This window comes from Mycobacterium sp. RTGN6 (assembly GCF_033804605.1).
Taxonomy (GTDB): domain Bacteria; phylum Actinomycetota; class Actinomycetes; order Mycobacteriales; family Mycobacteriaceae; genus Mycobacterium.
In genome coordinates, this window is record NZ_JAPZKZ010000020.1 from 20021 (window position 1) to 44220 (window position 24200).

General features: G+C 66.6%; 24 protein-coding genes and 1 tRNA gene. 13 read left to right on the plus strand and 12 right to left on the minus strand.

What is annotated here, in order from left to right; genetic code table 11:
• Nucleotides 1-3: 3 nt before the first annotated feature.
• The 7 genes from SLQ33_RS32930 to SLQ33_RS32960 all read left to right on the plus strand — a co-directional run bounded on the left by SLQ33_RS32930 (nucleotide 4) and on the right by SLQ33_RS32960 (nucleotide 9889).
• Nucleotides 4-1641, plus strand: a complete 1638-nt coding sequence (locus SLQ33_RS32930; protein ID WP_319458138.1) for a peptide chain release factor 3 — start codon at nucleotides 4-6, stop codon at nucleotides 1639-1641.
• 264 nt (nucleotides 1642-1905) lie between these two features.
• Nucleotides 1906-3363 carry a class I SAM-dependent DNA methyltransferase gene (locus tag SLQ33_RS32935; protein ID WP_319458187.1) on the plus strand — a complete coding sequence of 486 codons (1458 nt, stop codon included), beginning with the start codon at nucleotides 1906-1908 and terminating at the stop codon, nucleotides 3361-3363.
• Between the two features lie 8 nt (nucleotides 3364-3371).
• A complete protein-coding gene (locus SLQ33_RS32940; RefSeq protein WP_319458139.1) occupies nucleotides 3372-4532 on the plus strand; it encodes a restriction endonuclease subunit S in 1161 nt (386 codons plus the stop codon).
• Nucleotides 4533-4545: 13 nt separating this feature from the next.
• The gene (locus SLQ33_RS32945; protein ID WP_319458140.1) at nucleotides 4546-4779 is read left to right on the plus strand and encodes a hypothetical protein; all 234 of its coding nucleotides are present in this window, start codon (nucleotides 4546-4548) and stop codon (nucleotides 4777-4779) included.
• A gap of 43 nt (nucleotides 4780-4822) precedes the next feature.
• The gene (locus tag SLQ33_RS32950; RefSeq protein WP_319458141.1) at nucleotides 4823-5713 is read left to right on the plus strand and encodes a hypothetical protein; all 891 of its coding nucleotides are present in this window, start codon (nucleotides 4823-4825) and stop codon (nucleotides 5711-5713) included.
• A 155-nt stretch (nucleotides 5714-5868) separates the two neighbouring features.
• Nucleotides 5869-9285, plus strand: coding sequence for a DEAD/DEAH box helicase family protein (locus SLQ33_RS32955; RefSeq protein WP_319458142.1), 3417 nt, complete (start codon nucleotides 5869-5871; stop codon nucleotides 9283-9285).
• A gap of 139 nt (nucleotides 9286-9424) precedes the next feature.
• On the plus strand, nucleotides 9425-9889 hold the full coding sequence (locus SLQ33_RS32960; protein ID WP_319458143.1) for an NADAR family protein: 465 nt from the start codon (nucleotides 9425-9427) through the stop codon (nucleotides 9887-9889).
• A 30-nt stretch (nucleotides 9890-9919) separates the two neighbouring features.
• Here the strand turns inward: SLQ33_RS32960 and SLQ33_RS32965 are convergent.
• Nucleotides 9920-10001, minus strand: a tRNA-Leu gene (locus SLQ33_RS32965).
• 307 nt (nucleotides 10002-10308) lie between these two features.
• Here SLQ33_RS32965 and SLQ33_RS32970 point away from each other — a divergent pair.
• The 4 genes from SLQ33_RS32970 to SLQ33_RS32985 are packed head-to-tail and all read left to right on the plus strand — an operon-like array spanning nucleotide 10309 to nucleotide 12471.
• The gene (locus SLQ33_RS32970; protein ID WP_319458144.1) at nucleotides 10309-10866 is read left to right on the plus strand and encodes a hypothetical protein; all 558 of its coding nucleotides are present in this window, start codon (nucleotides 10309-10311) and stop codon (nucleotides 10864-10866) included.
• On the plus strand, nucleotides 10847-11227 hold the full coding sequence (locus SLQ33_RS32975) for a hypothetical protein (protein WP_319458145.1): 381 nt from the start codon (nucleotides 10847-10849) through the stop codon (nucleotides 11225-11227). Before SLQ33_RS32970 ends, SLQ33_RS32975 begins: the two co-directional genes overlap by 20 nt.
• Nucleotides 11224-11601, plus strand: a complete 378-nt coding sequence (locus SLQ33_RS32980; RefSeq protein ID WP_319458146.1) for a DUF3817 domain-containing protein — start codon at nucleotides 11224-11226, stop codon at nucleotides 11599-11601. Before SLQ33_RS32975 ends, SLQ33_RS32980 begins: the two co-directional genes overlap by 4 nt.
• Before the next feature lie 24 nt (nucleotides 11602-11625).
• Entirely contained in the window at nucleotides 11626-12471 is an 846-nt protein-coding gene (locus SLQ33_RS32985) for a GAF and ANTAR domain-containing protein (RefSeq protein WP_319458147.1), read from the plus strand.
• On the opposite strand, the gene SLQ33_RS32990 is transcribed toward SLQ33_RS32985, so the two are convergent.
• The 11 genes from SLQ33_RS32990 to clpS form a co-directional block, all read right to left on the minus strand.
• Complete coding sequence (locus SLQ33_RS32990) at nucleotides 12464-13903, minus strand: MFS transporter (RefSeq protein WP_319458188.1); 1440 nt, start codon at nucleotides 13901-13903, stop codon at nucleotides 12464-12466. The two genes, SLQ33_RS32985 and SLQ33_RS32990, sit on opposite strands and share 8 nt — an antisense overlap.
• A gap of 150 nt (nucleotides 13904-14053) precedes the next feature.
• Nucleotides 14054-14653, minus strand: a complete 600-nt coding sequence (gene rdgB / locus SLQ33_RS32995; protein ID WP_319458189.1) for an RdgB/HAM1 family non-canonical purine NTP pyrophosphatase — start codon at nucleotides 14651-14653, stop codon at nucleotides 14054-14056.
• Nucleotides 14650-15432, minus strand: a complete 783-nt coding sequence (rph, locus tag SLQ33_RS33000) for a ribonuclease PH (RefSeq protein WP_319458148.1) — start codon at nucleotides 15430-15432, stop codon at nucleotides 14650-14652. Before rph ends, rdgB begins: the two co-directional genes overlap by 4 nt.
• A gap of 18 nt (nucleotides 15433-15450) precedes the next feature.
• On the minus strand, nucleotides 15451-16224 hold the full coding sequence (locus SLQ33_RS33005; RefSeq protein WP_319458149.1) for a cyclic nucleotide-degrading phosphodiesterase: 774 nt from the start codon (nucleotides 16222-16224) through the stop codon (nucleotides 15451-15453).
• Nucleotides 16225-16396: 172 nt separating this feature from the next.
• The gene (locus SLQ33_RS33010; protein ID WP_319458150.1) at nucleotides 16397-17074 is read right to left on the minus strand and encodes a rhomboid family intramembrane serine protease; all 678 of its coding nucleotides are present in this window, start codon (nucleotides 17072-17074) and stop codon (nucleotides 16397-16399) included.
• Complete coding sequence (locus SLQ33_RS33015; RefSeq protein WP_319458151.1) at nucleotides 17065-18036, minus strand: cysteine synthase; 972 nt, start codon at nucleotides 18034-18036, stop codon at nucleotides 17065-17067. The genes SLQ33_RS33010 and SLQ33_RS33015 overlap by 10 nt, the downstream gene beginning before the upstream one ends.
• 1 nt (nucleotide 18037) lies before the next feature.
• On the minus strand, nucleotides 18038-18310 hold the full coding sequence (locus SLQ33_RS33020; protein ID WP_319458152.1) for a MoaD/ThiS family protein: 273 nt from the start codon (nucleotides 18308-18310) through the stop codon (nucleotides 18038-18040).
• A gap of 20 nt (nucleotides 18311-18330) precedes the next feature.
• Nucleotides 18331-18744, minus strand: coding sequence for a M67 family metallopeptidase (locus tag SLQ33_RS33025; protein WP_319458153.1), 414 nt, complete (start codon nucleotides 18742-18744; stop codon nucleotides 18331-18333).
• Nucleotide 18745: 1 nt separating this feature from the next.
• On the minus strand, nucleotides 18746-19798 hold the full coding sequence (locus SLQ33_RS33030) for a P1 family peptidase (protein ID WP_319458190.1): 1053 nt from the start codon (nucleotides 19796-19798) through the stop codon (nucleotides 18746-18748).
• A 76-nt stretch (nucleotides 19799-19874) separates the two neighbouring features.
• Nucleotides 19875-20462: a DUF2017 domain-containing protein gene (locus tag SLQ33_RS33035; RefSeq protein ID WP_319458154.1), complete on the minus strand. Its 588-nt coding sequence runs from the start codon at nucleotides 20460-20462 to the stop codon at nucleotides 19875-19877.
• 4 nt (nucleotides 20463-20466) lie between these two features.
• Nucleotides 20467-20769, minus strand: a complete 303-nt coding sequence (clpS, locus tag SLQ33_RS33040; protein ID WP_319458155.1) for an ATP-dependent Clp protease adapter ClpS — start codon at nucleotides 20767-20769, stop codon at nucleotides 20467-20469.
• 54 nt (nucleotides 20770-20823) lie between these two features.
• Between clpS and SLQ33_RS33045 the strand changes: the two genes are divergently transcribed.
• Nucleotides 20824-22155, plus strand: coding sequence for a nicotinate phosphoribosyltransferase (locus tag SLQ33_RS33045; RefSeq protein WP_413467774.1), 1332 nt, complete (start codon nucleotides 20824-20826; stop codon nucleotides 22153-22155).
• Nucleotides 22152-24146: an ATP-dependent DNA helicase gene (locus SLQ33_RS33050; RefSeq protein ID WP_319458156.1), complete on the plus strand. Its 1995-nt coding sequence runs from the start codon at nucleotides 22152-22154 to the stop codon at nucleotides 24144-24146. Before SLQ33_RS33045 ends, SLQ33_RS33050 begins: the two co-directional genes overlap by 4 nt.
• Nucleotides 24147-24200: the final 54 nt, after the last annotated feature.

Genomic DNA, 24200 nt, shown 5'->3' on the forward strand with positions numbered 1-24200 from the left:
GACATGACCGATACCGCTTCCCCAGACCAGGTGGTCGTCGACGGGCCCGCGGCCGACCGGATTTCCGCCGAGGCACGCCGTCGTCGAACCTTCGCCGTGATCAGCCACCCTGACGCGGGCAAGTCGACGCTGACCGAGGCGCTGGTGCTGCATGCCAACCGCATCCAGGAAGCCGGCGCCATCCACGGCAAGGCGGGCCGGCGCGCCACCGTGTCGGACTGGATGGAGATGGAGAAGGCCAGAGGCATCTCGATCACCTCGACTGCGCTGCAGTTCCCCTACGCGTCCGGCGGAAAAGACTGCGTCATCAACCTGCTCGACACGCCAGGGCACGCCGACTTCTCCGAGGACACCTACCGCGTGCTGACCGCCGTCGACTGCGCGGTGATGCTCATCGACGCGGCGAAAGGCCTTGAGCCACAGACGCTCAAGCTGTTTCAGGTGTGCCGGCATCGCCGCATCCCGATCATCACGGTGATCAACAAGTGGGACCGTCCCGGCCGAGACCCGCTGGAGCTCCTGGACGAGATCGCGGCGCGCATCGGGCTGCGGCCCACCCCGTTGACGTGGCCGGTCGGTATCGCGGGCGACTTCAAGGGTGTGCTCGACCGCCGCACCGGAAACTACATCCGCTTCACCCGGACCGCCGGCGGCGCGAAGGCCGCACCCGAGGAGCACATCAGCCCCGAGGACGCGCCCGAGGCTGCGGGCGCCGACTGGGAGCGCGCGGTCGAGGAGTCCGAACTCCTCGAGGCCGACGGCGCCGACTATGACCGGGACACGTTCCTGGGCTGCGAGTCGACGCCGCTTCTGTTCACCTCCGCGGCGCTGAACTTCGGGGTCAATCAGCTGCTCGACGTGCTGGTACAGCTGGCGCCGCCACCCAGCGGGCAGCTCGACGTCGACGGCAACCGGCGACCTGCGGAAGCGCCGTTCAGTGCCTTCGTGTTCAAGGTGCAGGCCGGCATGGACTCCGCCCACCGCGACCGGATCGCGTATGCGCGCGTCTGCTCGGGCACGTTCGAGCGCGGCGAGGTGCTCACCCACGCCACCACCGGCAAGCCGTTCGTCACCAAGTACGCGCAGTCGGTGTTCGGCCAGCAGCGGTCCACCCTCGACACCGCGTGGCCAGGTGACGTCATCGGGTTGGCCAACGCCGCTGCGCTGCGCCCAGGCGACACGCTCTACCGCGACGTTCCGGTGGAGTACCCGCCGATCCCGAGCTTCTCGCCCGAGTACTTCGCGGTGGCGCGTGGCACCGATCCGAGTAAGCACAAGCAGTTCCGGCGCGGGATCGAGCAGCTCGACCAGGAGGGCGTCGTGCAGGTGCTGCGCTCGGACAAGCGCGGCGACCAGGCGCCGGTGTTCGCGGCCGTCGGGCCCATGCAGTTCGAGGTGGCCGCCCACCGGATGGCAGGCGAACTCAGCGCCCCCATCGAGCTCGAATCGCTCCCCTACACGGTCGCGCGGATCGTGGAACCCGAGGACGCGGAGTTCGTCAACAAGCAGCATTCGGCGGAGGTACTGACGCGGACCGACGGCGTCATGCTCGTCATCTTCTCGACGAAGTGGCGACTCGAGGGCTTCCAGCGCGACAACCCGGACGTGCACCTGCGCTCACTGGTCGCCGCGACCGACTAGAGCCGGGCCGCTGGCGCCGAGCGTCGAGTTTCGTCGAAGGATCGCAGCGACGTCGACACCCTGACGTTGACGCCGGCCTGGTCGCGGAACTGGAACAGACCTTCGAGCACAGTTGCAGCGTTCAGGGGCGCATCGTTCAGTCCGTCGTCGCCGATTGGAAATTCGCTCGAACTTGAGCCACGTCCAGGATCTCCGCCGTTGTCAGCGCCGTCGTCTATAAAGTGCGGTTCAGTTCCGTGCGGTGCGAGATGAGTGGATGGCAACGTGATCACCGGTGAGTTGAAGAGCAAGGTCGACCGTGTCTGGGACGCGTTCTGGTCGGGTGGCATCGCCAACCCGCTGGAGGTCATCGAGCAGATCACCTACCTGCTGTTCATCCGCCGACTCGACGACCTGAACACGCTGGCCGAAAAGAAGGCCCGGGTCACCGGGACCGACGACGGCATCCTCTTCAAACCCGGGCAGCAACACCTGCGGTGGTCGAAGTTCAAGAACGACGAACCCGGCGTGATGCTCAAGATGGTGTCCGACGAGGTGTTTCCGTTCCTGCGCGACCTCGGCGGCGACGGGTCGACGTATTCGCACCACATGAAGGACGCGCGGTTCACCATCCCGACGCCGCAGTTGCTGTCGCGGGTGGTGGACATGCTCGACGACATCCCGATGGACGACCGCGACACCAACGGCGACCTGTACGAGTATCTGCTGTCCAAGATCGCCAGCGCGGGGGTCAACGGGCAGTTCCGCACGCCCCGCCACATCATCAGGTTGATGGTGGCGATGACGGCGCCGACGCCGACGGACGAGATCTGCGACCCTGCCTCGGGTACCGCCGGTTTCCTCGTCGCGGCCGCCGAGCACGTGCGCGAACAACACCCTTCGGTGATGACGGACGCCGCGCAGCGTAAGCACTTTCACGCCAGCATGTTTCACGGGTACGACTTCGACTCCACCATGCTGCGCATCGGCAGCATGAACATGCTGCTGCACGGCATCGAGTCCCCCGACATCCGCTACCGCGACTCACTCTCCGCAGGCGCAAGCGACGACGCCGAGAAGTACACGCTGATCCTGGCCAACCCGCCGTTCGCCGGATCGCTGGACTACGAGTCAACCTCGAAGGACCTTCAACGCGTGGTGAAGACGAAGAAGACCGAACTGCTGTTTCTGGCGTTGTTCCTCAAGCTGCTCAAGCCCGGCGGGCGTGCAGCGGTGATCGTGCCAGACGGGGTGCTGTTTGGATCGTCGAAGGCGCACAAGGATCTTCGCCGCGTGCTGGTCGAGGAACAGAAACTCGACGGGATCGTCAAGCTGCCGTCGGGGGTGTTCAAGCCCTATGCCGGGGTGTCGACGGCGATCCTGCTGTTCACCAAGACCAACTCCGGCGGCACCGACCACGTCTGGTTCTACGACGTGACGGCCGACGGGTTCTCACTGGACGACAAGCGGAACCCGATCGAGGCCAACGACCTTCCGGATGCGCTGGCGCGGTGGCTATCACGGGACTCATCGGAGCGCGAGCGCGCGCGTACCGAGCGGTCGTTCTGCGTGCCGAAGGCCGACATCGTCGCGCAGGGTTACGACCTGTCGCTGAACACGTACAAGGAGATCGTCCACGACGACGTGGAGCATCGTCCGCCGCTGGAGATCATCGCTGAGATCGAGACGTTGGAGGGCGAGATCGCCACGGGGTTGGCGGAGTTGAAGGCGATGCTTTCGTGACGTGGCCCGTGGCCACACTCGGTGAACTCGCAAAGTCCGGCGGCCAGTATGGAGTAGGCCTTTCGTCACGCACCTGGCGCAAAGGCGACCCACGCTACATCCGGATCACCGACATCCGAGACGATGGGAATCTGAACTCGGACATAGTGGCGCCCGACGGCGAACGTCAGGACTGGGCGAAGGCTGTTCTCCACGAGGGAGATCTGCTCTTCGCCAGATCCGGTGCAACGGTTGGGAAAACGTATATCCATTCGGCAGGGTCCACCCCCGCTGTCTATGCCGGCTATCTCATCAGGTTTCAGGTTGACACTGACCGCGTTCTCCCCCGGTACGTGTTCCGGTTTACTCAGAGTTCCGGCTACCGCGCGTGGGTTGCATCCGCACAACGAGCCGTCGCTCAGCCAAACATCAACGCCAAGCAGTATGCCGCGTTGCCGATTCCGTTGCCTCCACTCGACGAGCAGCGCCGCATCGCCGCGATCCTCGACCACGCCGACGCCCTCCGCGTCAAGCGACTCAAACTAGTCCACTACTTCGCTAGCCTCATGCAATCAACGTTCCACACGACGTTCGGCTCAATCGACGCCCCTACAGCAACCGTGAGGCGAGCGCGCCTTGACGAAATGGTCCGCGTTAGCACTGGGGCTACGCCGTCGAGGTCCGAGGCGAGCAACTACGGCGGCGGAATTCCATGGGTGAAGACAGGAGAAGTCCGAGGCGAGATCACGGGTACAGAAGAGACCGTTAGCGAAGCTGGCATCAAGGACGCTCGACTTAGGATCTTCCCTGTCAACTCAGTTGTTGTGGCGATGTATGGGCAAGGCACGACGCGAGGTCGCTGTGGAATTCTGCGCACTGCCTCAGCGGTCAATCAGGCGTGCGCGGTGCTGGAACCTTCCTCCGAGTTGGATTCTGAGTTCCTGCTCATGCAGATGCAACTCGGTTACCAGCGGCTACGGGCAATGGCGCGTGGAGGGAATCAGCCAAACTTGAACCTGGAACTTGTTCGCAGTTTCGAGGTGTTGAGTGCGCCACTCGAAGCGCAGAAGAAGTTCCGACATACTATCGAGCAGATCCGCGTGCAGGAATCGATCGTCAAGCGTCAAGCCGCTCACTTGCATGGACTCTTCGCCTCCCTCCAATCCCGTGCCTTCTCAGGCCAACTGTGAGTAGCGAAATGCTATGAGCGGCAAACAAGTCAAGCTCTTTCTCGTCGACGGCAACCCGGGTGGCCTGACCGTCGCAGAAATCAGCAACCGCACCTGCAAGGTCGTCAGCGCCCCGCGATCCAATCTCGCCGAGTTGGTTGCACGCCCCGAGGCCATGAAGACCGGCGCTTACCCGGTCCTGATGTCGGTCGTCCGGTCCGACGTCGACCCGCCTTCTCCAACTTGTCAGTGGGCGCTGCGAAGCTAGTCGGCTCGTGACCGCGGGCTAACGACCCGAACGGAGAAACCAGATGTCGAGCCACAGCGACGAAACACCCGATACCGTGCTGCCGGTACTAACGCGGAGCCAGGCCCACGATTTCCACGCCACGCTCGGCCGAGTGCTCGGCCAACACAGGCTTGAGTACCGGTGGAACGGCGACGACAGCTACACCGTCGACGGTGTCGTCTTCGGCCTTGCCAATCTGGCCGCCGTTGTCGCAAGAGAACCGGCCGAAGAGTGGACGCGGCACATCGACCGCCACGTCAGCGGTTTCATGGCGCTGCGAGAAGATCCAACTCCAAAGGCCGAACTCAGCATCGTCTATCCGCGCGTTCGATTGGCACGCGGCGACACCGAAACCGACTATCCAGTCCGCGGAATGGTCGACGGCCTCGAAGTCGTGCTTGCGCTTGACCACCCTCACGTCGTTTCCGAACTCGAATCACTTGAGTACGTGGCCGATCTCGGCCCTTGGCCCGTACTGTGGGCCGCCGCAATGGAGAACCTTCGTGCGCTTCCCGATCCGCACCATGAGATCGTTGACGTCGAACGCGATCACGGCGCGCTGCCACTACACGCATTTCAATTCGAGGACTACTTCGGCCCGTCGCGAATCCTGATGCTGCGCGAGTTCGTCCGGCCGTACTTTCCCAATCTTCGGAGCGGGTTGCTCGTCGCGATCCCGGACCGGCACACAGTGCTAGCGGTCGTGGTTGACGACGGTGCGCTCGTCGCGTGCGGAGAACTTGCCGCAATCGCGCAAAACCTCTTCGAAACCAGTCCTGGCGCCATCACACCGTCGGTGTACTACCTCGGCTCAGACGATTCTGTCTCGATGGTTGCCTACCTGACCGAAGACGGTTCGACGTACGTCAAACCCACTGCCGAGCTTGCAGAAGTCATCCTTGGCGCCAATTAGGTCATCGGCACCCCGGCTCCAAAGGTTGACAGCCGATCGCGGCCTCGCACGCCGGAAAGTTGATAAGTTCAATTGAGTAGCCGATTGGGTGATCAAAAGGGAGGCGGCATGGCGCGGGGCCGGCCTTCACGCGCGACCCTCTGCGCACGCGCACAGTGAGCAACTTCGCCTTCCTCCACATCGTCGGCTGGCCCGCCGTCCACGCCGACTGCGCGCGAGCGGAGAGCTACGCCACCAGCGATCCGCGCTCGGCCTGCATCTACGCGCGCCGCGCGATCGAGCAACTGGTCAATCACTTGTATGACGTTCTTGCGCTTCCGATTCCGTACAAGGACGATCTGGCAGCCCGCTGCAACGATCCCGCGTTCCGGTCGAAGACCGGTGTCGGAATCTCGCAGAAGCTCAACCTTATTCGCCGGCTCGGCAACACCGCCGTCCACGAAGCGCGGCCCATCCCGACGCGTGCAGGCTTCGACGCCCTTCGCGAGTTGCACCACGTCATGGTGTGGGCGGCGTTCCACTACTCCACCAATCCCCAAGCCGTGCCGCTCAAGTCGGCGTTCGATCCGAAGCTCGCCGCGAAGGCGGCACCGCTCAGCCGTGAGGAACTCGCCCAACTCGCCATCAAGTTCAAGCAACAGGACGAAGCCCACGCCAAGGCGTTGGCCGAACGTGACGAGCTCGCCGCCGCCAAGGACGCCGAGATCGCCGATCTCCGCGAGCAGATCAAACAGGCGCAGGCTGCCAACCAACAGACCGACGATCGCGACTACTCCGAGGCCGAAACCCGGGACCTTTTCATCGATCTGCTGCTGGCCGAGGCCGGTTGGCCGCTCACCGAGGCCCGCGACCGCGAATACGAAGTCCGCGGCATGCCCACCGCCAACGGCATTGGCTTCGTCGACTACGTGCTGTGGGGCGCTGACGGCCTCCCATTGGCGGTCATCGAGGCCAAGCGCACCACCAAGAGCCCCGACGTCGGGCAACAGCAGGCGAAGCTCTACGCCGACTGCCTGGAGGCGATGACCGGTCGTCGACCAATCATCTTCTATACCAACGGTTACGAGCACTGGCTATGGGACGACGCGGCGGGGTATCCATCTCGACAGGTGCAGGGCTTCTTCACCGAGGACGAGCTCGAACTGATGATCCAGCGGCGCCAGACGCGCCTCGACCTCGCCGCCGCTGCCATCGATTCGGCCATCGTTGAACGCCATTACCAACACCGTGCCATCCGCGCCATCGACGACACCTTCACCAAGAAACAACGCGAGGCGCTGCTGGTGATGGCCACCGGCTCCGGCAAGACGCGCACCGTCATCGCCCTCGTCAAGCAACTGATGGAGGCCGGTTGGGTCAAGCGGGTGCTCTTCCTCGCCGACCGGACCGCGTTGGTCAAGCAGGCCGTCGGTGCCTTCAAGGAACACCTCCCGGCCGCCACCACCGTCAACCTGGTGACCGACAAGATCGCCGACGGTCGCGTCTACGTCTCGACCTACCCGACGATGATGAACCTGATCAACGACACCGAATCGGGCGCGAGAACGTTCGGCCCGGGCTACTTCGACCTGGTGATCATCGACGAGGCGCACCGCTCGGTGTATCAGAAGTACCGAGCGATCTTCGAGTGGTTCGACTCGCTGCTCGTCGGTTTGACCGCCACACCCAAGGACGAGGTCGACCACAACACCTACCGCCTCTTCCACCTGGAAGACGGCGTGCCCACCGACGCCTACAGCCTCGACGAAGCCGTGCTGGAAGGGTTTCTGGTGCCGCCCGTCGGGGTGTCGGTCGGCACCAAGTTCCTGCAGCAGGGCATCCGCTACGACGACCTCACCGAGCAGGAGAAGGACCAATGGGACGCGCTGGACTGGGGCGAAGACGGTGACGTCCCGGACTCGGTGACGTCGGAGGAGTTGAACAAGTTCCTGTTCAACGAGGACACCGTCGACAAGGTGCTCGCGACGCTGATGGACAAGGGCCACAAGGTCGCTGGCGGCGACCGGCTCGGCAAGACCATCATCTTCGCCAAGAACCGCGACCACGCCCAGTTCATCGCGCAGCGCTTCGACCTCCAATACCCCGAATACGCCGGTCATTTCGCGCGAGTGATCACCCACAACGTGGACTACGCCCAGACCCTGATCGACGACTTCTCCGTGACCGAGAAGGCCCCGCACATCGCGATCTCGGTGGACATGCTCGACACCGGCATCGACGTGCCCGACGTCGTCAACCTGGTGTTCTTCAAGCTCGTTCGCTCCAAGAGCAAGTTCTGGCAGATGATCGGCCGCGGCACCCGGCTGCGATCCGACCTCTTCGGCCCGGGTCAGCACAAGCAGAACTTCTACGTCTTCGACTTCTGTGGCAACCTCGAATACTTCAACCAGAACCTGCCGGGTTCGGAAGGCTCGCTGCAGAAGTCGTTGAACCAACGCATCTTCGAGACGCGACTCGGACTCATCACCGCGCTCGACACCGCGACCAAACCCAACGGGGACGACCCACCGGAAGGGTCGGGCACCGAATCCGAGCGGGGACTTCGTGTCGACGTCGCGTGGACGCTGCACCGCGTCGTCGTCGGCATGAACCTGGCCAACTTCCTGGTCCGACCGCACCGAAAGTACGTCGAGCAGTACGCCGAATGGCCGGCATGGTCGAGCTTGACGCCCGATGCAGCGGGTGAGGTCGCCGAGCATCTCGCTGGGCTACCGTCGAGCCACAAGGACGACGACGAGGACGCCAAACGCTTCGACATGCTGATCCTGCGCCGTCAGCTCGCCCAGCTGGAGGGTGACGCCGTCGCCACCGAGCGCCTGCGCGTCGACCTGCAGAACATCGCTTCGGGCCTGCTGAATCAGACGGCCATCCCGTCGGTAGCCCAACAGCAGGTGCTGCTCGACGAGGTCGCCGGTGACGAGTGGTGGGTCGACGTGACGCTGCCGATGCTGGAACTTGCGCGACGCCGGTTGCGTGGATTGCTCCGCTTCCTGGACAAGGCCAAGAAGGTCACCGTGTACACCGACTTCGAGGACGAGCTCGGTGAACCGACGCTCATCGACCTCCCCGGCGTCACCCCCGGCACCAACTGGGAACGCTTCCGCGCCAAGGCCGCCGCCTACCTCAAGCAGCACGTTGATCACGTTGCGCTGCAACGCTTACGCCGCAACAGGCCGCTTACCGCCGACGACCTGACGGCCTTGGAGGCGATGCTGCTGGACAGCGGCGTCGGTGACGAGGGCGACATCGCGCACGCCAAGGAGCACGCGCATGGCCTGGGGCTGTTCATCCGGTCGCTGGTCGGCCTCGACCGCCAAGCGGCGATCGAGGCGTTCGGGGCTTACCTGGACGACACGAAGTTCGGCGTCAACCAGATCCGGTTCATCAACCTCATCGTCGACGAGCTCACCGCCAACGGCGTCATGGACCCGGCCCGACTGTACGAATCGCCCTTCACCGACAGCGCACCGACGGGACCAGATTCGGTGTTCCCGGAGGCCGACGTCGCCTCCATCGTCGCCATCCTGCGCACGGTCAAGACGAACGCAGCACCGGAAGACGGCGTCGCGTAGGGCGTTAGCGCGGAACGGCGCCTTGTCGGTGTCCGCGCGTAGCGTCACCGCATAGCGCCGCGACCGCGGCGAACCTCTAAGAGGTCAGGGCATGAACGAACATCTAAGGGACACCGCATCCCGCGCGGACGCGCTGCACATGCCGATCATCGACTCGTTCTCCGGCACGTATCGGTTCCTCTCCAACTTCTGGCCCGCTGCCACACCCCACCGAGGCCGACTCTTCCCCACCAGCGAGCATGCCTTTGCGGCGGCGAAGACCAGTGATCCCAATGCGGTCGACGCGATCCTGGCCACGCCGAGTCCAGCTGAGGCAAAGGAGATCGGTCGAACCGTACGTTTGGTGGGCGAATGGGATCGATTGAAGTTCGGCGTGATGGAGGAGATCGTCACGGCGAAGTTCAACCACAATCCAGAACTCGCCCGGCGACTCATCGCGACCAGCGAATTTCTCCTGGTCGAAGGGAACACGTGGCATGACCAGGTCTGGGGTTCATGTGCCTGCGCCGACCACTGTTCGAAACCCGGGACAAACGCTCTCGGCGTGATCCTCATGGCGGTTCGGATGCGACTCCGAGCCCAGCCGGACAGCCCGTTCCCCTAGCGCGCTGACGCCGACAGACGTTCTGAGTTGTGCGCGAGGGGGGAGTCGAACCCCCACGTCCTAAGGACAATGGAACCTAAATCCATCGCGTATGCCATTTCGCCACTCGCGCAGAGTGCTGATCGTACCTGCCTGGTGCCACGAAATTTCTGTCGGTAGTGCTTCCTACCTTGGGATTACACCCGACGGGAGGGGCACACTTGAGGTCGGCGGAAGAGTTCAACGAAGTACAGCGCCTCATCGCGACCGGGCTCAACGACTGCGAGGTCGCGCGGCAGACGGGAATCCCGCGTCCGACTGTCCGTGACTGGCGATGCAACCCACCACGCAGTTTGCGGCAACCAGGTGCATCGTCGCAGTGCGGAGTCCTCCATGAATTTTCGACGCTTCCCGCTCCGCCCTATGCGTACCTTCTGGGCATGTACCTCGGCGATGGATGCATCTCGCGGATGCGCCGGGTGTGGCGGCTCAGGATCACGTGCGACGCGAAATACCCCGCGATCATCACCCGCTGCCGCGAGGCCATCGACTCATTGATGCTTGGCCAGCACGCCAATGCTCGGCGGCTGCCCAAGAATTGCTTCGAAGTCTCGCTCTACTCCAAACACTGGCCGTGTCTCTTCCCTCAACACGGCCCGGGCCGCAAGCACCACCGCCGTATCACGCTCGAGCCGTGGCAACAGGCGCTAGTCGACCAGGCCACCGAGGAATTCGTCTGCGGCCTCATCCACAGCGACGGTTGCCGCGTCGTGGCCAACGACCGCGGCGTCCGCAGCATCCGCTATCACTTCTCCAATCGGTCCGAGGACATCATCGGTCTGTTCACCGCCGCGTTGGACAGCCTCGACATCCACTGGACCCGCTCCTCCAAGCGAGACGTCTCGATCTACCGCAAAGCCGATACCGCACGTCTCGATGGGTTCATCGGACCGAAGGACCGCGCGGTACCGTGGACGAATGTCCACTACACGGCGTAGGAGACCAGCGCTCATCGCGCTGGTGTGCCTCGCCGCCGCAGGCTGCCTGGCGCTGGCCTGGTGGCAGTGGACCCGCTACGAGTCCGCGTCGGGCACCTTCCAGAACCTCGGCTACGCGCTGCAATGGCCCATGTTCGCGGCCTTCTGCGTCTACGGCTACTACAAGTTCGTCCGTTACGAAGAAGCCCCACCACCGACGCCCCACCACGGCGAGCTGACCGAGCTACCCGACGGACTGTTGCCCGAACGACCCAAGCCCGCAACGCAATCCGACGACGATCCCACGCTGCGCGAGTACAACGCCTACCTGGCCGAGCTCGCCAAGGCCGACGCAGAAACCGACGACAGGACCACGACATGAGCAGCCCCGACCCCGAAGCCCCCGCCGACGCACCGGTGGCCTCCGACCCGGCGCCGGCGACGCCCAAGGAGACCGTCCGCAAGGCGCTGCTGGGCTACCGAATACTGGCGTGGACGACGGGCGTCTGGCTCATCGCGCTGTGCTACGAGATGGTGATGAAGTACGGCTTCGGTGTCGACGACCTGGGGTGGATCGGTGTCGTCCACGGGTGGGTGTACTTCGTCTATCTGCTCTTCACCGCCAACCTGGCCGTCAAGGTGCGCTGGCCCATGCTCAAGACCGTCGGCGTGTTGCTGGCCGGAACGATCCCCCTGCTCGGCATCATCGTCGAGCATTTCCAGACCAAACAGGTCAAGGCTCAGTTCGGCCTCTGACGTCCGTGTCAAAATGAAGTCGACATGAAGAACTACGATCCGCGCGTCGACAACTCGATCCGCGTCGACGCCCCCGACGACACCACGGAGCTGGCCGCCGACCTGGTCGTCACCGCCGCGACGACCGGCCAGATGACGCCAACCGAGCTCGGTCGAATACTGGTCCGCATCGGCCGCAGCGTCGCCGACGAGGAAGACCTGCTGGAACTGCTGCAGCAGTTCGTCGAGATCGCGCACGAAGCGATCGACGGTGCCGACAGCTCCGGCGTCACCATCGACATGGGTGGCCGTACCTACACCGCCGTCCACACCGACGAGCGCACCCTGAAGGTCGACAGCGAGCAGTACGACGCCGCTGAGGGGCCGTGCCTGCACGCGGCCCGAACCGGGGAAGTCGTCCTCGTGGACGCCGAGGAGGCGCGGGAACGCTGGCCACGGTTCTGCGCGGCCGCCCGCGCACAAGGGGTTCGCAGCTTCCTTGCCGCGCCCTTGTTCACCGACGAGCAGTCGCTCGGATCGTTCAACTTGTACGGCCGTGAGCGTGCGGCCTTCGACGGCATCGACGCGGAGATCCTCGACCTGCTCACGACGACTGTCTCTCGCACCATCGGCGACTTCGCGCGCTACAAGTCGGCCGCCCTCGTCGCCGAGACCATTCAGGGCGCGCTGGTCAATCGCGCGCCGATCGAGCAGGCCAAGGGCATGCTGATGGCACTACACGGAATCGACGCGAGCGAAGCGTTCGAGATGCTGCGCCGCGAATCCCAGGCCAAGAACATCCGCCTGCACGTCATCGCCAGCGACCTGGTGCAGCGACTCAGCCAGCCCAACGGCGCAGCGACCAACGGCCAGGATCCCGCCGTCAACTAGTACGCGCGGCCGCCGCGGCTGGCGACGGCTCGTCGTCGCACTCGGGCTCGGCTATCGCACCCGGATCCGGCACCGGAATGAGCAGCGCCAGAATCGCCGCGACGACGGCCGCGCCGGCGGCCACCAGCATCGCGACCCGCAACCCCGTCAGGGTCGGGATCTCGTGCCCGGCGAAGGACATCGTCATCCCCGCCACGATCGCACCGATCACGGCACTGGAGATCGAGGTACCCAGCGACCGCGCCAGCGCGTTGATGCCGTTGGCCGCCGCCGTCTCCGACATCGGCACCGCGGCATTGATGAGTGCGGGCATCGACGCGTAGGCGAAGCCGACGCCAACCGCCACCAGGATGTTGAGCAGCATGATCTGCCACGGCGCGGCGAGCAGCACCAGCCCGGAGAGGTACGCACCAGCGATGATGAGCGAGCCGGTTACCAACGTGAACCGCGGTCCACGGGCACCGGCGATGCGCGCCGCGATCGGCGAGGTCACCATCATCGCGAGGCCGCCTGGCGCCAGCCAAAGCCCGGTCCACAGCAGCGACTGTCCGAGCCCGTACCCCGTCTCCGGCGGTAGCTCGAGGACCTGCGGCGCCACCAGCGCCAGGGCGAACATGCCGAACGCGACGGCGATCGATGCGATGTTCGTCGTGAGCACCGGGCGCCTCGCGGTGGTCCGGAGGTCGACGGTCGGCGACGACACCCGCAGCTCCCACCACCCGAACACCGCGAAGATCACCACCGAAGATCCGAACATCGACAGGGTCAGACCGCTCGTCCAGCCCCAGTTCTGCCCCTTCGAGATTCCGACCAGCAGCGTCACCAGCCCACCTGCCAGGAGCAGAGCGCCCAGCGGGTCGAGCCGATGCGCCGCGCGCGGCGGGACGTGCGGAACCAGCGTCGCGAACATCACCAGCGCCACGACGCCCAGCCCGGTGGAGAACCAGAACAGCACGTGCCAGTCGTAGTGCTGGGCGATCACCGCCGAGAGCGGAAGTCCCAGAGCGCCGCCGACGCCGAGCGACGCGCTCATCAATCCCATTGCGCTGCCGACCTTCTCGGCAGGCACGCACGTCCGCAACACGCTGATGCCGAGCGGGATGATCGGGAGGCCGAAGCCCTGTAGTCCCCGGCCGACGATCAGTGGGATCAGCGCATTGGTCGACGCCGCGATCAACGATCCGCCGATCAGCAGCAGCGCGCACGCGATGAGCATCGGCTTGGGGCCGTACATGTCTCCGAGCCGGCCGAACACGGGTGTGGCCACCGCGGCCGTCAGCAGCGTCGCGGTGATCGCCCACGACGCATTGGATGGGCTGGTGTGCAACAGGTTTGGCAGCTCGGGAATCAGCGGGATGATCAGCGTCTGCATCAACGAGACACTGATGCCCGCCGCCGCCAACACCGCGACCAGGATGCCCGGATGAGCCATCGGCGCGGACGCCGCAGGCGTACCGACACCGTTACGACTCACTCGGCGGATGTTACACAGTTAGGTACACTATGTAAATTTGGTGAGCCGGTGATTTGAGTGTGCGTCCTCATCCGCCACGCGCGGCGTGTCCCGAATGAAACCGCACAGTCAGACGAGCGCCCGCAAAGCAGGCACCAACTGCGCCAACGCCCGGCCACGATGCGACGCCACGTCCTTCTCCCCCGGAGTCAACTCGGCTGCCGAACGCGCCGACCCCGCCGGCACGAACACGGGGTCGTAGCCGAAGCCCCCGTCGCCTCGCGGTTCGCTCGCGATGGCTCCGGACCACTCGCCCCTCACGACGGTCTCCCCCGCGGCAGACACCAACGCGCACGCCGACACGAACGCCGCACCACGTCGCTCGGCGGGCACGTCCCGAAGCTGCGCCAGCAGCAGCGCGGTGTTGGCCGCGTCGTCGCCGTGCACGCCCGACCACCGCGCGGACAGCACCCCTGGCATCCCGTTCAACGCGTCCACGGCCAACCCCGAGTCGTCGGCCACCGACGCCAATCCGGTCGCCGTGAACGCGTCGCGCGCCTTGGCGAGCGCGTTGTCCTCGAACGTCGCGGCCGTCTCCGGCGCCTCGTCGAACGGCGCCACGTCATCCAGCGACAGCAGCCTCAATCCGGAGACACCCGCGGCGTCGAGCACGCGGCGAAGTTCGGCCAGCTTCTTCGGGTTGCGGCTGGCCACCAGCAGATCGGTCAGCTTCCGAACGCCTTCTTCGGCGGCGACGACGGCTCTGGCAACGTGCCGGGATAGGGCAACTCCAGCGCCGCCGTCTGAATGACGAACAACTGCTCGCACGACGCCATCGCCAAGTCGAGCATCTTGTCCAACGTCGAGCGCGGGAACGTCGCACCCTCGCCGGTGCCCTGGATCTCCACCAGGGTGCCGGTGTCGGTGGCGACGACGTTCATGTCGACCTCGGCGCGCGAGTCCTCGGTGTAGGGCAGGTCGACGCGCACCCGCCCGTCCACGACGCCGACGGAGACCGCCGCAATCGCGCACGACAGCGGCCGTGGGTCGGACAACTTCTGCGCGGCGGCCAGATACGTCACCGCGTCGGACAACGCGACGTACGCGCCGGTGATGGCGGCCGTCCTGGTGCCGCCGTCGGCCTGCAGCACGTCGCAGTCGATGGCGATGGTGTTCTCCCCCAGCGCAGCCAGGTCGATGCACGCCCGCAGCGACCGTCCGACGAGCCGACTGATCTCCTGCGTGCGACCACCCACCCGACCCTTGACCGACTCGCGGTCGGAACGGTCATGGGTGGCGGCGGGCAGCATCGCGTACTCCGCGGTCAACCAGCCCAGGCCCGAACCCTTGCGCCACCGCGGCACGCCGTCGGTCACGCTTGCAGTGCACATCACGCGGGTCTGACCGAACTCCACCAGCACCGAGCCCGCCGGATGTGACGTGAAACCGCGGGTGATGCTTACCGGACGCAGCTCGTCATCGAGGCGGCCGTCTTCTCGTCTGGACACCCGCCAACCCTATCGGCTCTAGGAATGGGTGACGTCGAACGACTCGTCCGACACCACGGCGTGGACGGGTCCGTCGAATTCGGCCTTCGCCTCGCTGATGACGTCCTCGCGCGACGTCCAGGGTGGGATGTGCGTCAAGAGCAGTTCGCGCACACCGGCTTTCGCGGCGGCGCGGCCGGCCTCGGTGCCTGACAAGTGCAACTTGGGGGGCCGGTCCGGCGAATGCGTCCACGACGCCTCGCACAGGAAGACGTCCGCGCCGCGGGCCAGCTCGATCAGTTGATCGCAGTAGCCGGTGTCGCCGCTGTAGACGAACGTCGCGCCGGACGGGTCGGTGAAGCGCATGCCGTACGACTCGGTCGGATGGCACACCAGCCGCGGCTCCACGGTGAGCTCACCGATCTGGACCGCCTCGCCGTCGACCCACTTACGCACGTCGAAGACGTCGGTGAAGTCGTCGATCTCGCGACCCTCTGGAGAGGACGCCGCACCGAGCCGCGCCCACGTCGCCTCGGGTCCGTACATGAGCGCGCGACTCGTCGGCGGATTCGGGTGATAGCGACGCCACACGAACAGGCCCGGCAGATCGAGACAGTGATCGGCGTGCAGGTGCGAGAGCAATACCCCGACGGTCCCCGGATCGGCGTGCCGCTGAAGTGCGCCCAGCACGCCGCCACCGAAGTCGATCACCAGCGGTGGCGTATCGGGTGCGGTCACCAAATAACCCGAGGCTGGCGAATCTGGCCCGACAACGCTGCCGGAGCATCCCAGTACGGTGATTCGCACGTTCACTAGCTTGCCATGCCCCATATGCATGTGGCGAAAACATGACAGCTTTCGGGGTCAAGTTTCATCTTTGGTCGCGTTCGTGACCCGTGACCAGGATTGACTCCTGTGAGTCACCCGACCGGCTGCGGGCGAAATGTGGCGAACGCCTCACCGACGGACGAGCCACAGCAAAGCGTCAGGTAGTGAGTTGCGGAGGGACGCCCGCCTTGCGCCGTACCCGGGCCTTGCGCTCCGGTCCGGCCAAGACGTAGGCGGCGACGATCCCGGCGAGCGCACCGCAGAGGTGGCCCTGCCACGACACCCCCAACGTGCCGGGGAACACCCCGAGAAGGACGCTGCCGTAGACGAAGAAGACGACGACACCGACGACGATCTGCCACAGCGTGCGGGTGAAGAACCCGAACACGATGAGGAACGTCAGCCACCCGAAGATCAGCCCGGACGCGCCGATGTGGGTGGACCCGCATTGCACGCCAACGTAGGGACAGTGCACACCGAGGTTGCCGATGAGCCAGGTGCCGAGCCCGCCGAGCACCCAGATGATCGCGGTCGCGTACACGAAGCGTCCGATCCCGGCCAGCGTCACCAGGAAGCCGAGCACCAACGCGGGCACCGTGTTGGCGATGAGGTGCGGCCAGCCGCCGTGCAGCAGCGGCGCCCACAGGATGCCCCACAGCCCGTCGACTTCCAGCGGCCGGATGCCGTCCTGGTCGAGGCGGTGGCCCATCACCGTGTCGAGGGCCTCGATTACGTACAGAATCGCGACGAAGCTCAGGATCGTCGCCCCGCCGATCTTCCAGGCCGGCGCCTTCTTCTCCGCCGGGGTCAACGCTCCCGGTCCGCTCAAGCCCATAGCTGCCCTTCCAGCGCGTCCTCCGCGTCATCAAGGCTACCGGCGTACGCGCCGGTCGACAGATACTTCCAGCCGGCGTCGCACACGGTGAACGCGATGTCGGCGCGCTCCCCCGCCTTGATCGCCTTGGTCGCCATGCCCAGCGCGGCGTGCAGGATGGCCCCGGTCGAGATGCCCGCGAAGATGCCCTCGACCTGAACCAGTTCGCGGGTCCGTTTGATCGCGTCGAACGAGCCGACCGAGTACCGCGTGGTGAGCACGTCGGGGTCGTACAGTTCGGGCACGAAGCCCTCGTCGATGTTGCGCAGCGCGTAGACGCCCTCGCCATAGCGCGGCTCCGCGGCGACGATCTGTACGTCCGGCACCTGCTCGCGGAGGTACCGGCCGACGCCCATCAGCGTCCCGGTGGTGCCGAGCCCGCCAACGAAGTGCGTGATCTCCGGCAGATCGGCGAGCACCTCCGGGCCGGTGCCCTCGTAGTGTGCGGCCGCATTGGCCGGGTTTCCGTACTGGTAGAGCATCACCCATTCGGGATGCTCCTCGGCGAGGTCCTTCGCCGTCGCGACGGCAGTGTTCGAGCCGCCCTCGGCAGGGCTGTAGATGATCTTGGCGCCGTAGAGCTCCAGCAGCTGACGACGCTCGATCGACGTGTTCTCCGGCATCACGCAGATCATGCGGTAGCCCTTGAGCAACGCCGCCATGGCCAACGAGATCCCGGTGTTGCCACTCGTCGGCTCGAGCAGGGTGTCGCCGGGCTTGATCAACCCGTCCCGCTCCGCCTGCTCGATCATGCGCAGCGCAGGCCGGTCCTTGATGGAACCCGTCGGATTACGGTCCTCCAACTTGGCCCACAACCTCACGTGCGGACCGTCCTCGCCGTCGTCCCAGCGCGGAGACAGCCGCTGAAGTCCGACCAGCGGCGTGTTGCCGAGCGCTTCGAGCAGCGAGTCGTAGCGGGCCAATTCAGCCTCCCGCGACGGCGGGCAGGATCGTCACCGAATCACCGTCGGCGATCGAGGTGTCGAGGCCGCCCGAGAAACGCACGTCCTCATCGTTGACGTAGACGTTGACGAAGCGGTGCAGCTTCTCGCCGTCGACGATGCGCTCGGTGATGCCCGAGTAGTTGGCCTCGAGGTCGGCGATGACCGCAGCCAGCGTGTCGCCGGTGGCGCTGACGCGCTTCTCTCCGCCGGTGTGGGTGCGCAGGATGGTGGGGATGGACACGGTGACGGACATGTGGGGCTCTTTCCTTCGGGCTAGTAGGCGGAGACGATGCTGACCGGTTCCTCGGTCACGACACCGTCGACGATGCGGTAGCTCCGCAATTCGTGTTCGTCGGGATCACGCGTGGAGACCAACACGTAGTGCGCGTCAGGTTCGGCGGCGTAGGAGATGTCGGTGCGGCTGGGGTAGGCCTCGGTGGCGGTGTGCGAGTGATAGACGACGACGGGCACCTCGTCGGCGTCGTCCATTGCACGCCACACCTTCAGCTGTTCGCCCGAGTCGAACCGGTAGAACGTCGGCGACCGCTCGGCGTTGACCATCGCCACGAACCGCTCCGGCCGGTCGGATCCTTCGGGGCCCGCAATGATGCCGCACGCCTCGTCGGGATGGTCGGCGCGTGCGTGGGCAACCATGGCCTCGACCAGGTCACTGCGAATCACCAGCACGTCAGGACTGTCCTTCCAGGTTCGCGAACGCTCCGGGCAACATGTCACGGTAGGTCGGTATTCCGGCGACTGCCTCGGCGGCCAGCACTGCGACCATCACCGCGCGGGCCAGACAGTCGGCGGCGGCAGCGCCGACGGCGGTAGTCAACTTGGTCTCCGGCGACATCGCGGCGGGCGTGGCGGCTCCTGGCCAGCTGGCCGGGGCCACCTCGATGGCACCCGTGGCCAGCGCGAAGACGGTGTCGCCGTCCAGGGGCGTGTGAGCGGGCCGGATGGTGCGCGCGAGCCCGTCCTGGGCGGCGACGGCCACGCGCTTGCACGCCGCCTTGCTGAGCAGTGCGTCGGTGGCGACGACGGCGATCGTGGTGTTCAGCGGCGAGAGCTCGGCGTCGCGCGTGGCGAAGGCCGCGAGTTCTTCGGTCGGCGGCGGGGTCAGCCCGAACTCGGCGATCTGGTCGGCCAGCCACGGCAGCCCCGTGACCGGATCGGCGACGTTTCCTGCCGAGTTGACGGCGACGATCGCGCCGACGGTGACCCCGATGTCGAGCCTGATCGACGCGGTGCCGAGGCCGCCCTTGAGCACGCCGGCCCGCGCCCCGACGCCAGCGCCGACGTTGCCGATCGCCACGTCGGCTCCGGCCGCCTCCGCCGCGGCGAACCCGAACTCGGCGGTGGGGCGGCACCGCCATCCGCCGACGGGAAGGTCGAAGATGACGGCGGCCGGAACGATGGGCACCACCCCACCGTCCATCACCACGCCGCGGTCGTGCTGCTCGAGCCACTGCATCACCCCGTCGGCAGCGGCCAATCCGTAAGCGCTGCCACCCGTGAGCACGACGGCGTCGACGTAGCGCACGCTGTTGGCTGGGTCCAGCAGGTCGGTCTCGCGGCTGCCGGGCGCCCCGCCGCGGACGTCGACGGCGCCGGTGGTGCCGGGCGGCGTCAGTACGACGGTGGTGCCGCACGCCCATCCGGAGCCCAGGCTCGCGTCGGCGTCTAGTCGATGGTGGTGCCCGACGAGGATTCCGGACACGTCGGTGATCGACCCGCTCATTTGCCCGTTCATGCCTTCCCCCCGCGATTTCGGCGCGCTTTCGGACGCCCAGCGGCGGTTACCGCGCCGAAATCGCTCATTTCCCGGCCTTGCTGATCAGCCCGAGCACCAGGTACTCCTGCAACACCGTCAGCCACTGATACACGTCGAGGTGACCAGCCATCGGGTGACCTTCGGGCAGGCGATCCGGCCCGCTGGGTCCGATCTCGAGCATGGTGCCCAGTGCCAGCCGTACGTCGTTGACGGCCGCCGCCCAGCAGTGGGCGTCGGGCTCGGTGAGTTCGAACTTACCGCCCGCCATGGGAAGCGTCGCCAGCAAACGTTGCGCCGCTTCGCGTTTCGCGTCGATGATGCTGGGCTCGTGCAGCCCGCGCAACGCGCTGTTGAGACTCTCTGCGGTGCCCGAACCGGCCGGATGCTCGGTCTGCACGCGGTAGAAGTCGGGCAGCAACCGTTTCATAGTGTCATCGTCGGGCGGCTTCGAGTGTCCGGTCTTGATCCCGGTGAGCTCTTCGAGTTCGTCTGTCGGCGAGGAGGTTTCGCGTTCGTCGAGCATGTCCACCAGCGACGTCACCAGACTGCGCAGCAACGCCGACTCGTGCGCGGCGAGGGCCGAACGGAAGCGCGCGCCATCAGCGGTGTCCACCCGCTTCCACTTGCGCACGTGCTCAGCGGTCGTGCTGCATCGTGGCCCACAGGCCGGCGGAGTGCAGCTTCGTCACGTCGACCTCCATCGACTCGCGGCTGCCCGACGACACCACGGCCTTGCCCTCGTGGTGCACCTGCAACATCAGCTTCGTCGCATCCGGCTCGCTGTATCCGAAGAGTTTCTGGAAGACGTACGTCACGTACGACATGAGGTTGACGGGGTCGTCCCAGACGACGGTGACCCAGGGGTTGTCGGTGGCATCGGCGGTCTCGACGCTGCGTTCCTCGCGAGTTCCCGGACGGGTCCGCGCTGGGGTGACCATGTGGCCAGAATAGTCGGGGGTGGTCGGGTACCGCGAACGGCTACGGTTGCCAGTGTGGCCACCGACGAGCGCTTGCGCGAGGAGTATGCGACAACGGCGCTGCTCACCGACAAGTATGAGTTGACGATGCTGGCCGCCGCCCTCCGCGACGGAACGGCACACCGCCAGACGACGTTCGAGTTGTTCGCCCGGCGGCTACCCGAGGGACGGCGCTACGGAGTCGTCGCGGGCACCGCGCGCTTCGTGGAAGCGTTGCAGGCGTTCAGGTTCGACGACGCGGCACTGGCCACCCTCGACGACTTCCTCGATCCCGCCACGCTGGCCTACCTGGCCGACTTCCGCTTCAACGGCGACGTCGACGGCTACGCCGAGGGCGAGCTGTACTTCCCCGGCTCGCCGGTGCTGTCCGTGCACGGCACCTTCGCCGAAAGCGTGATGCTCGAGACGCTGGCCCTTTCGATCTTCAACCACGACTCGGCCATCGCCTCCGCCGCCGCCCGCATGGTCAGCGCCGCAGCGGGTCGCCCCCTCATCGAGATGGGCTCCCGGCGCACCCACGAGCAGGCCGCCGTCGCGGCAGCGCGGGCGGCCTACGTCGCGGGATTCGCCGGGTCGTCCAACCTCGAGGCCCAACGCACCCACGGGGTGCCCGCCCTTGGCACCAGCGCCCACGCCTTCACCTTGCTGCACACCACGGCGGACGGACCCGACGAGGTCGGCGCCTTCCGGGCCCAGGTCGAGGCACTTGGCGTCGGGACCACGCTGCTCGTCGACACCTACGACATCACCGGGGGCGTGGCGAACGCCGTCGCGGCGGCCGGGCCGGACCTGGGCGCGGTGCGCATCGACTCGGGCGAGCTCGGCGTGCTGGTCCGCCAGGTCCGAGCCCAACTCGACGGCCTCGGGGCGACGCGCACCAAGATCGTCGTCTCGAGCGACCTCGACGAGTTCGCGATCGCCGCCCTGCGCGCCGAACCAGTGGACAGCTACGGCGTCGGCACGTCGGTGGTCACCGGTTCGGGCGCGCCCACCGCGGGCATGGTCTACAAGCTGGTGGAGGTCGACGGCATGCCCGTCGAGAAGCGCAGCCCACACAAGGAGTCGCACGGCGGACGCAAGCAGGCCCACCGCTTCGCCAAGGCGACGGGGACCGTCGTCGAGGAGGTCGTGCATCCACTCGGCGAGCCGCCCGCCGATCAGCTCGGGCTCGTTGCCCGCCCGTTGTGCGGTCCGCTCGTCAGGGACGGCAGCCCCGTCGCCGACTTCGACCTCTCCGCGGCCCGGAAACTCGTCGCCGAAGGCCTACTCAGCCTGCCGTGGGACGGCTTGAAGCTGTCGCGCGGCGAGCCGGCGATCCCCACCCGCATGGTTCCGCCCGCCCGTTGACCACGACTCCGGACGGCGCCACCCCCGTCACCGATCTGCTGGCCACCGCCGTCACGGCGCTCGGCGGCACCGAACGTGCTGGGCAGGTCGAGATGGCACGCGCCGTCGAGCACGCCTTCGACACCGGTGAGCACCTCGCCGTGCAAGCTGGTACCGGCACCGGCAAGTCGCTGGCCTACCTGGTCCCCGCGATCGCACGCGCCATCACCAGCCACCAACCCGTCGTGGTGTCGACGGCCACCATTGCGCTGCAACGCCAGCTCGTCGACCGCGACCTCCCGCGGCTCGCCGACGCGCTGACTCCCGAACTGTCCCGGCGCCCCGACTTCGCCCTGCTGAAGGGGCGCGGGAACTACCTGTGCCTCAACAAGATTCACAACGACGCTGCCAGCGAGCCCGACGACACCTCGCAGGAGGAACTGTTCGACGCGGTCGCGACCACGGCGCTGGGCCGCGACGTGCAACGGCTCACCGAGTGGGCGTCGGACACCGAGACCGGTGACCGCGACGAGCTCACCCCCGGCGTGCCCGACCGATCGTGGGGTCAGGTCAGCGTGTCGGCGCGCGAGTGCGTCGGGGCGACGCGCTGCCCCTACGGCACCGACTGCTTCGCCGAGAAGGCCCGCGACAAGGCCGGCCACGCGGACATAGTCGTCACCAACCATGCCCTGCTCGCCATCGACGCCATCTCCGACGTCAACGTGCTGCCCGAACACGAACTGCTCATCGTCGACGAGGCCCACGAGCTCGTCGACCGCGTCACCAGCGTGGCCACCGGCGAGCTGTCGGCCACTGGACTCGGCGTCGCCCACCGCCGCGCGGCCCGGCTTGTCGAACCCGAACTCGCACAACGGCTCGAGGCCACCATCGCGACGTTCTCCTCGGCGATTCACGACGCCGAGCCCGGCCGCATCGACTCCCTCGACGACGACATGACGACGTTCCTCACCGCCATTCGCGACGCCGCCGACCGTGTCCGCTCCACCATCGACACCTCCCCCACCGATCCGAAGGCCGCGGCCGCCCGCAACGAGGCGGTCACCGCACTGTCCGACGTCAGCGACATCGCGACGCGCATCCTTGCCTCGTTCGGGCCCGCCATCCCGGACCGCAGCGACGTGGTGTGGCTCGATCACGACGAGATCCGCGGAAACAAACGCGCAGTGCTGCGCGTCGCACCGCTGTCGGTGTCGAACCTGTTGCGCGGCAGGCTGTTCGACACCTCGACCGTGATCCTGACCTCGGCGACGCTGACCGTCGGGGGCACCTTCGACGCGATGGCGCGGTCGTGGGGTCTGCAGTTCGGCGAGGGCGACGACGCGAAGTGGAACGGCATCGACGTCGGGTCGCCGTTCGTCCACGAGAAGTCGGGCATCCTCTACGTCGCCGCCCACCTCCCGCCGCCGGGCCGCGACAGCGCCGGATCGGCCGAGCAACTCGACGAGATCGAAGCGCTCATCACCGCCGCGGGTGGACGCACGCTCGGGCTGTTCTCGTCGATGCGCGCGGCCAAGGCGACCGCCGAAGTGATGCGGGACAGGCTCGACACCCCCGTGCTCTGTCAGGGCGAGGACACGACGTCGACGCTGGTCCGCCGGTTCGCCGAGGACGAAGCCACGTCGCTCTTCGGCACGCTGTCGCTGTGGCAGGGCGTCGACGTGCCTGGCGCCTCACTGTCGCTGGTGCTCATCGACCGAATCCCGTTCCCCCGCCCCGACGACCCGCTCGTCACGGCCCGGCAGCGCGCGATCGCCGCGCGCGGCGGCAACGGCTTCATGGCGGTCGCCGCCAGCCACGCCGCGCTGCTGCTCGCTCAGGGCGCCGGGCGTCTGCTGCGCAGCGTCGACGATCGCGGCGTCGTCGCCGTGCTCGACTCGCGGATGGCGACGGCCCGCTACGCCGGATATCTGCGGGCGTCGCTGCCGCCGTTCTGGGCGACGACGGACGCAGCCCGGGTTCGGGGCGCGCTGCAACGCCTGCGATCCGGCTAGCGGCCCGCCGGTCGTTCACTATCCTCGACGGCACGACGAAAGGCGGCGTCACAC

Coding starts and splice junctions, on each gene's coding strand:
- SLQ33_RS32980 (WP_319458146.1), top strand. CDS start 11,224: ATGAGCAGCCCCGACCCCGAAGCCCCCGCCGACGCACCGGTGGCCTCC.
- SLQ33_RS33010 (WP_319458150.1), bottom strand. CDS start 17,074: ATGGGCTTGAGCGGACCGGGAGCGTTGACCCCGGCGGAGAAGAAGGCG.
- SLQ33_RS32930 (WP_319458138.1), top strand. CDS start 4: ATGACCGATACCGCTTCCCCAGACCAGGTGGTCGTCGACGGGCCCGCG.
- SLQ33_RS32950 (WP_319458141.1), top strand. CDS start 4,823: ATGTCGAGCCACAGCGACGAAACACCCGATACCGTGCTGCCGGTACTA.
- SLQ33_RS33030 (WP_319458190.1), bottom strand. CDS start 19,798: ATGAGCGGGTCGATCACCGACGTGTCCGGAATCCTCGTCGGGCACCAC.
- SLQ33_RS32985 (WP_319458147.1), top strand. CDS start 11,626: ATGAAGAACTACGATCCGCGCGTCGACAACTCGATCCGCGTCGACGCC.
- SLQ33_RS32960 (WP_319458143.1), top strand. CDS start 9,425: ATGCCGATCATCGACTCGTTCTCCGGCACGTATCGGTTCCTCTCCAAC.
- clpS (WP_319458155.1), bottom strand. CDS start 20,769: ATGGTCACCCCAGCGCGGACCCGTCCGGGAACTCGCGAGGAACGCAGC.
- SLQ33_RS32970 (WP_319458144.1), top strand. CDS start 10,309: ATGTACCTCGGCGATGGATGCATCTCGCGGATGCGCCGGGTGTGGCGG.
- SLQ33_RS32945 (WP_319458140.1), top strand. CDS start 4,546: ATGAGCGGCAAACAAGTCAAGCTCTTTCTCGTCGACGGCAACCCGGGT.
- SLQ33_RS32990 (WP_319458188.1), bottom strand. CDS start 13,903: ATGGCTCATCCGGGCATCCTGGTCGCGGTGTTGGCGGCGGCGGGCATC.
- SLQ33_RS32975 (WP_319458145.1), top strand. CDS start 10,847: ATGTCCACTACACGGCGTAGGAGACCAGCGCTCATCGCGCTGGTGTGC.
- SLQ33_RS33020 (WP_319458152.1), bottom strand. CDS start 18,310: ATGTCCGTCACCGTGTCCATCCCCACCATCCTGCGCACCCACACCGGC.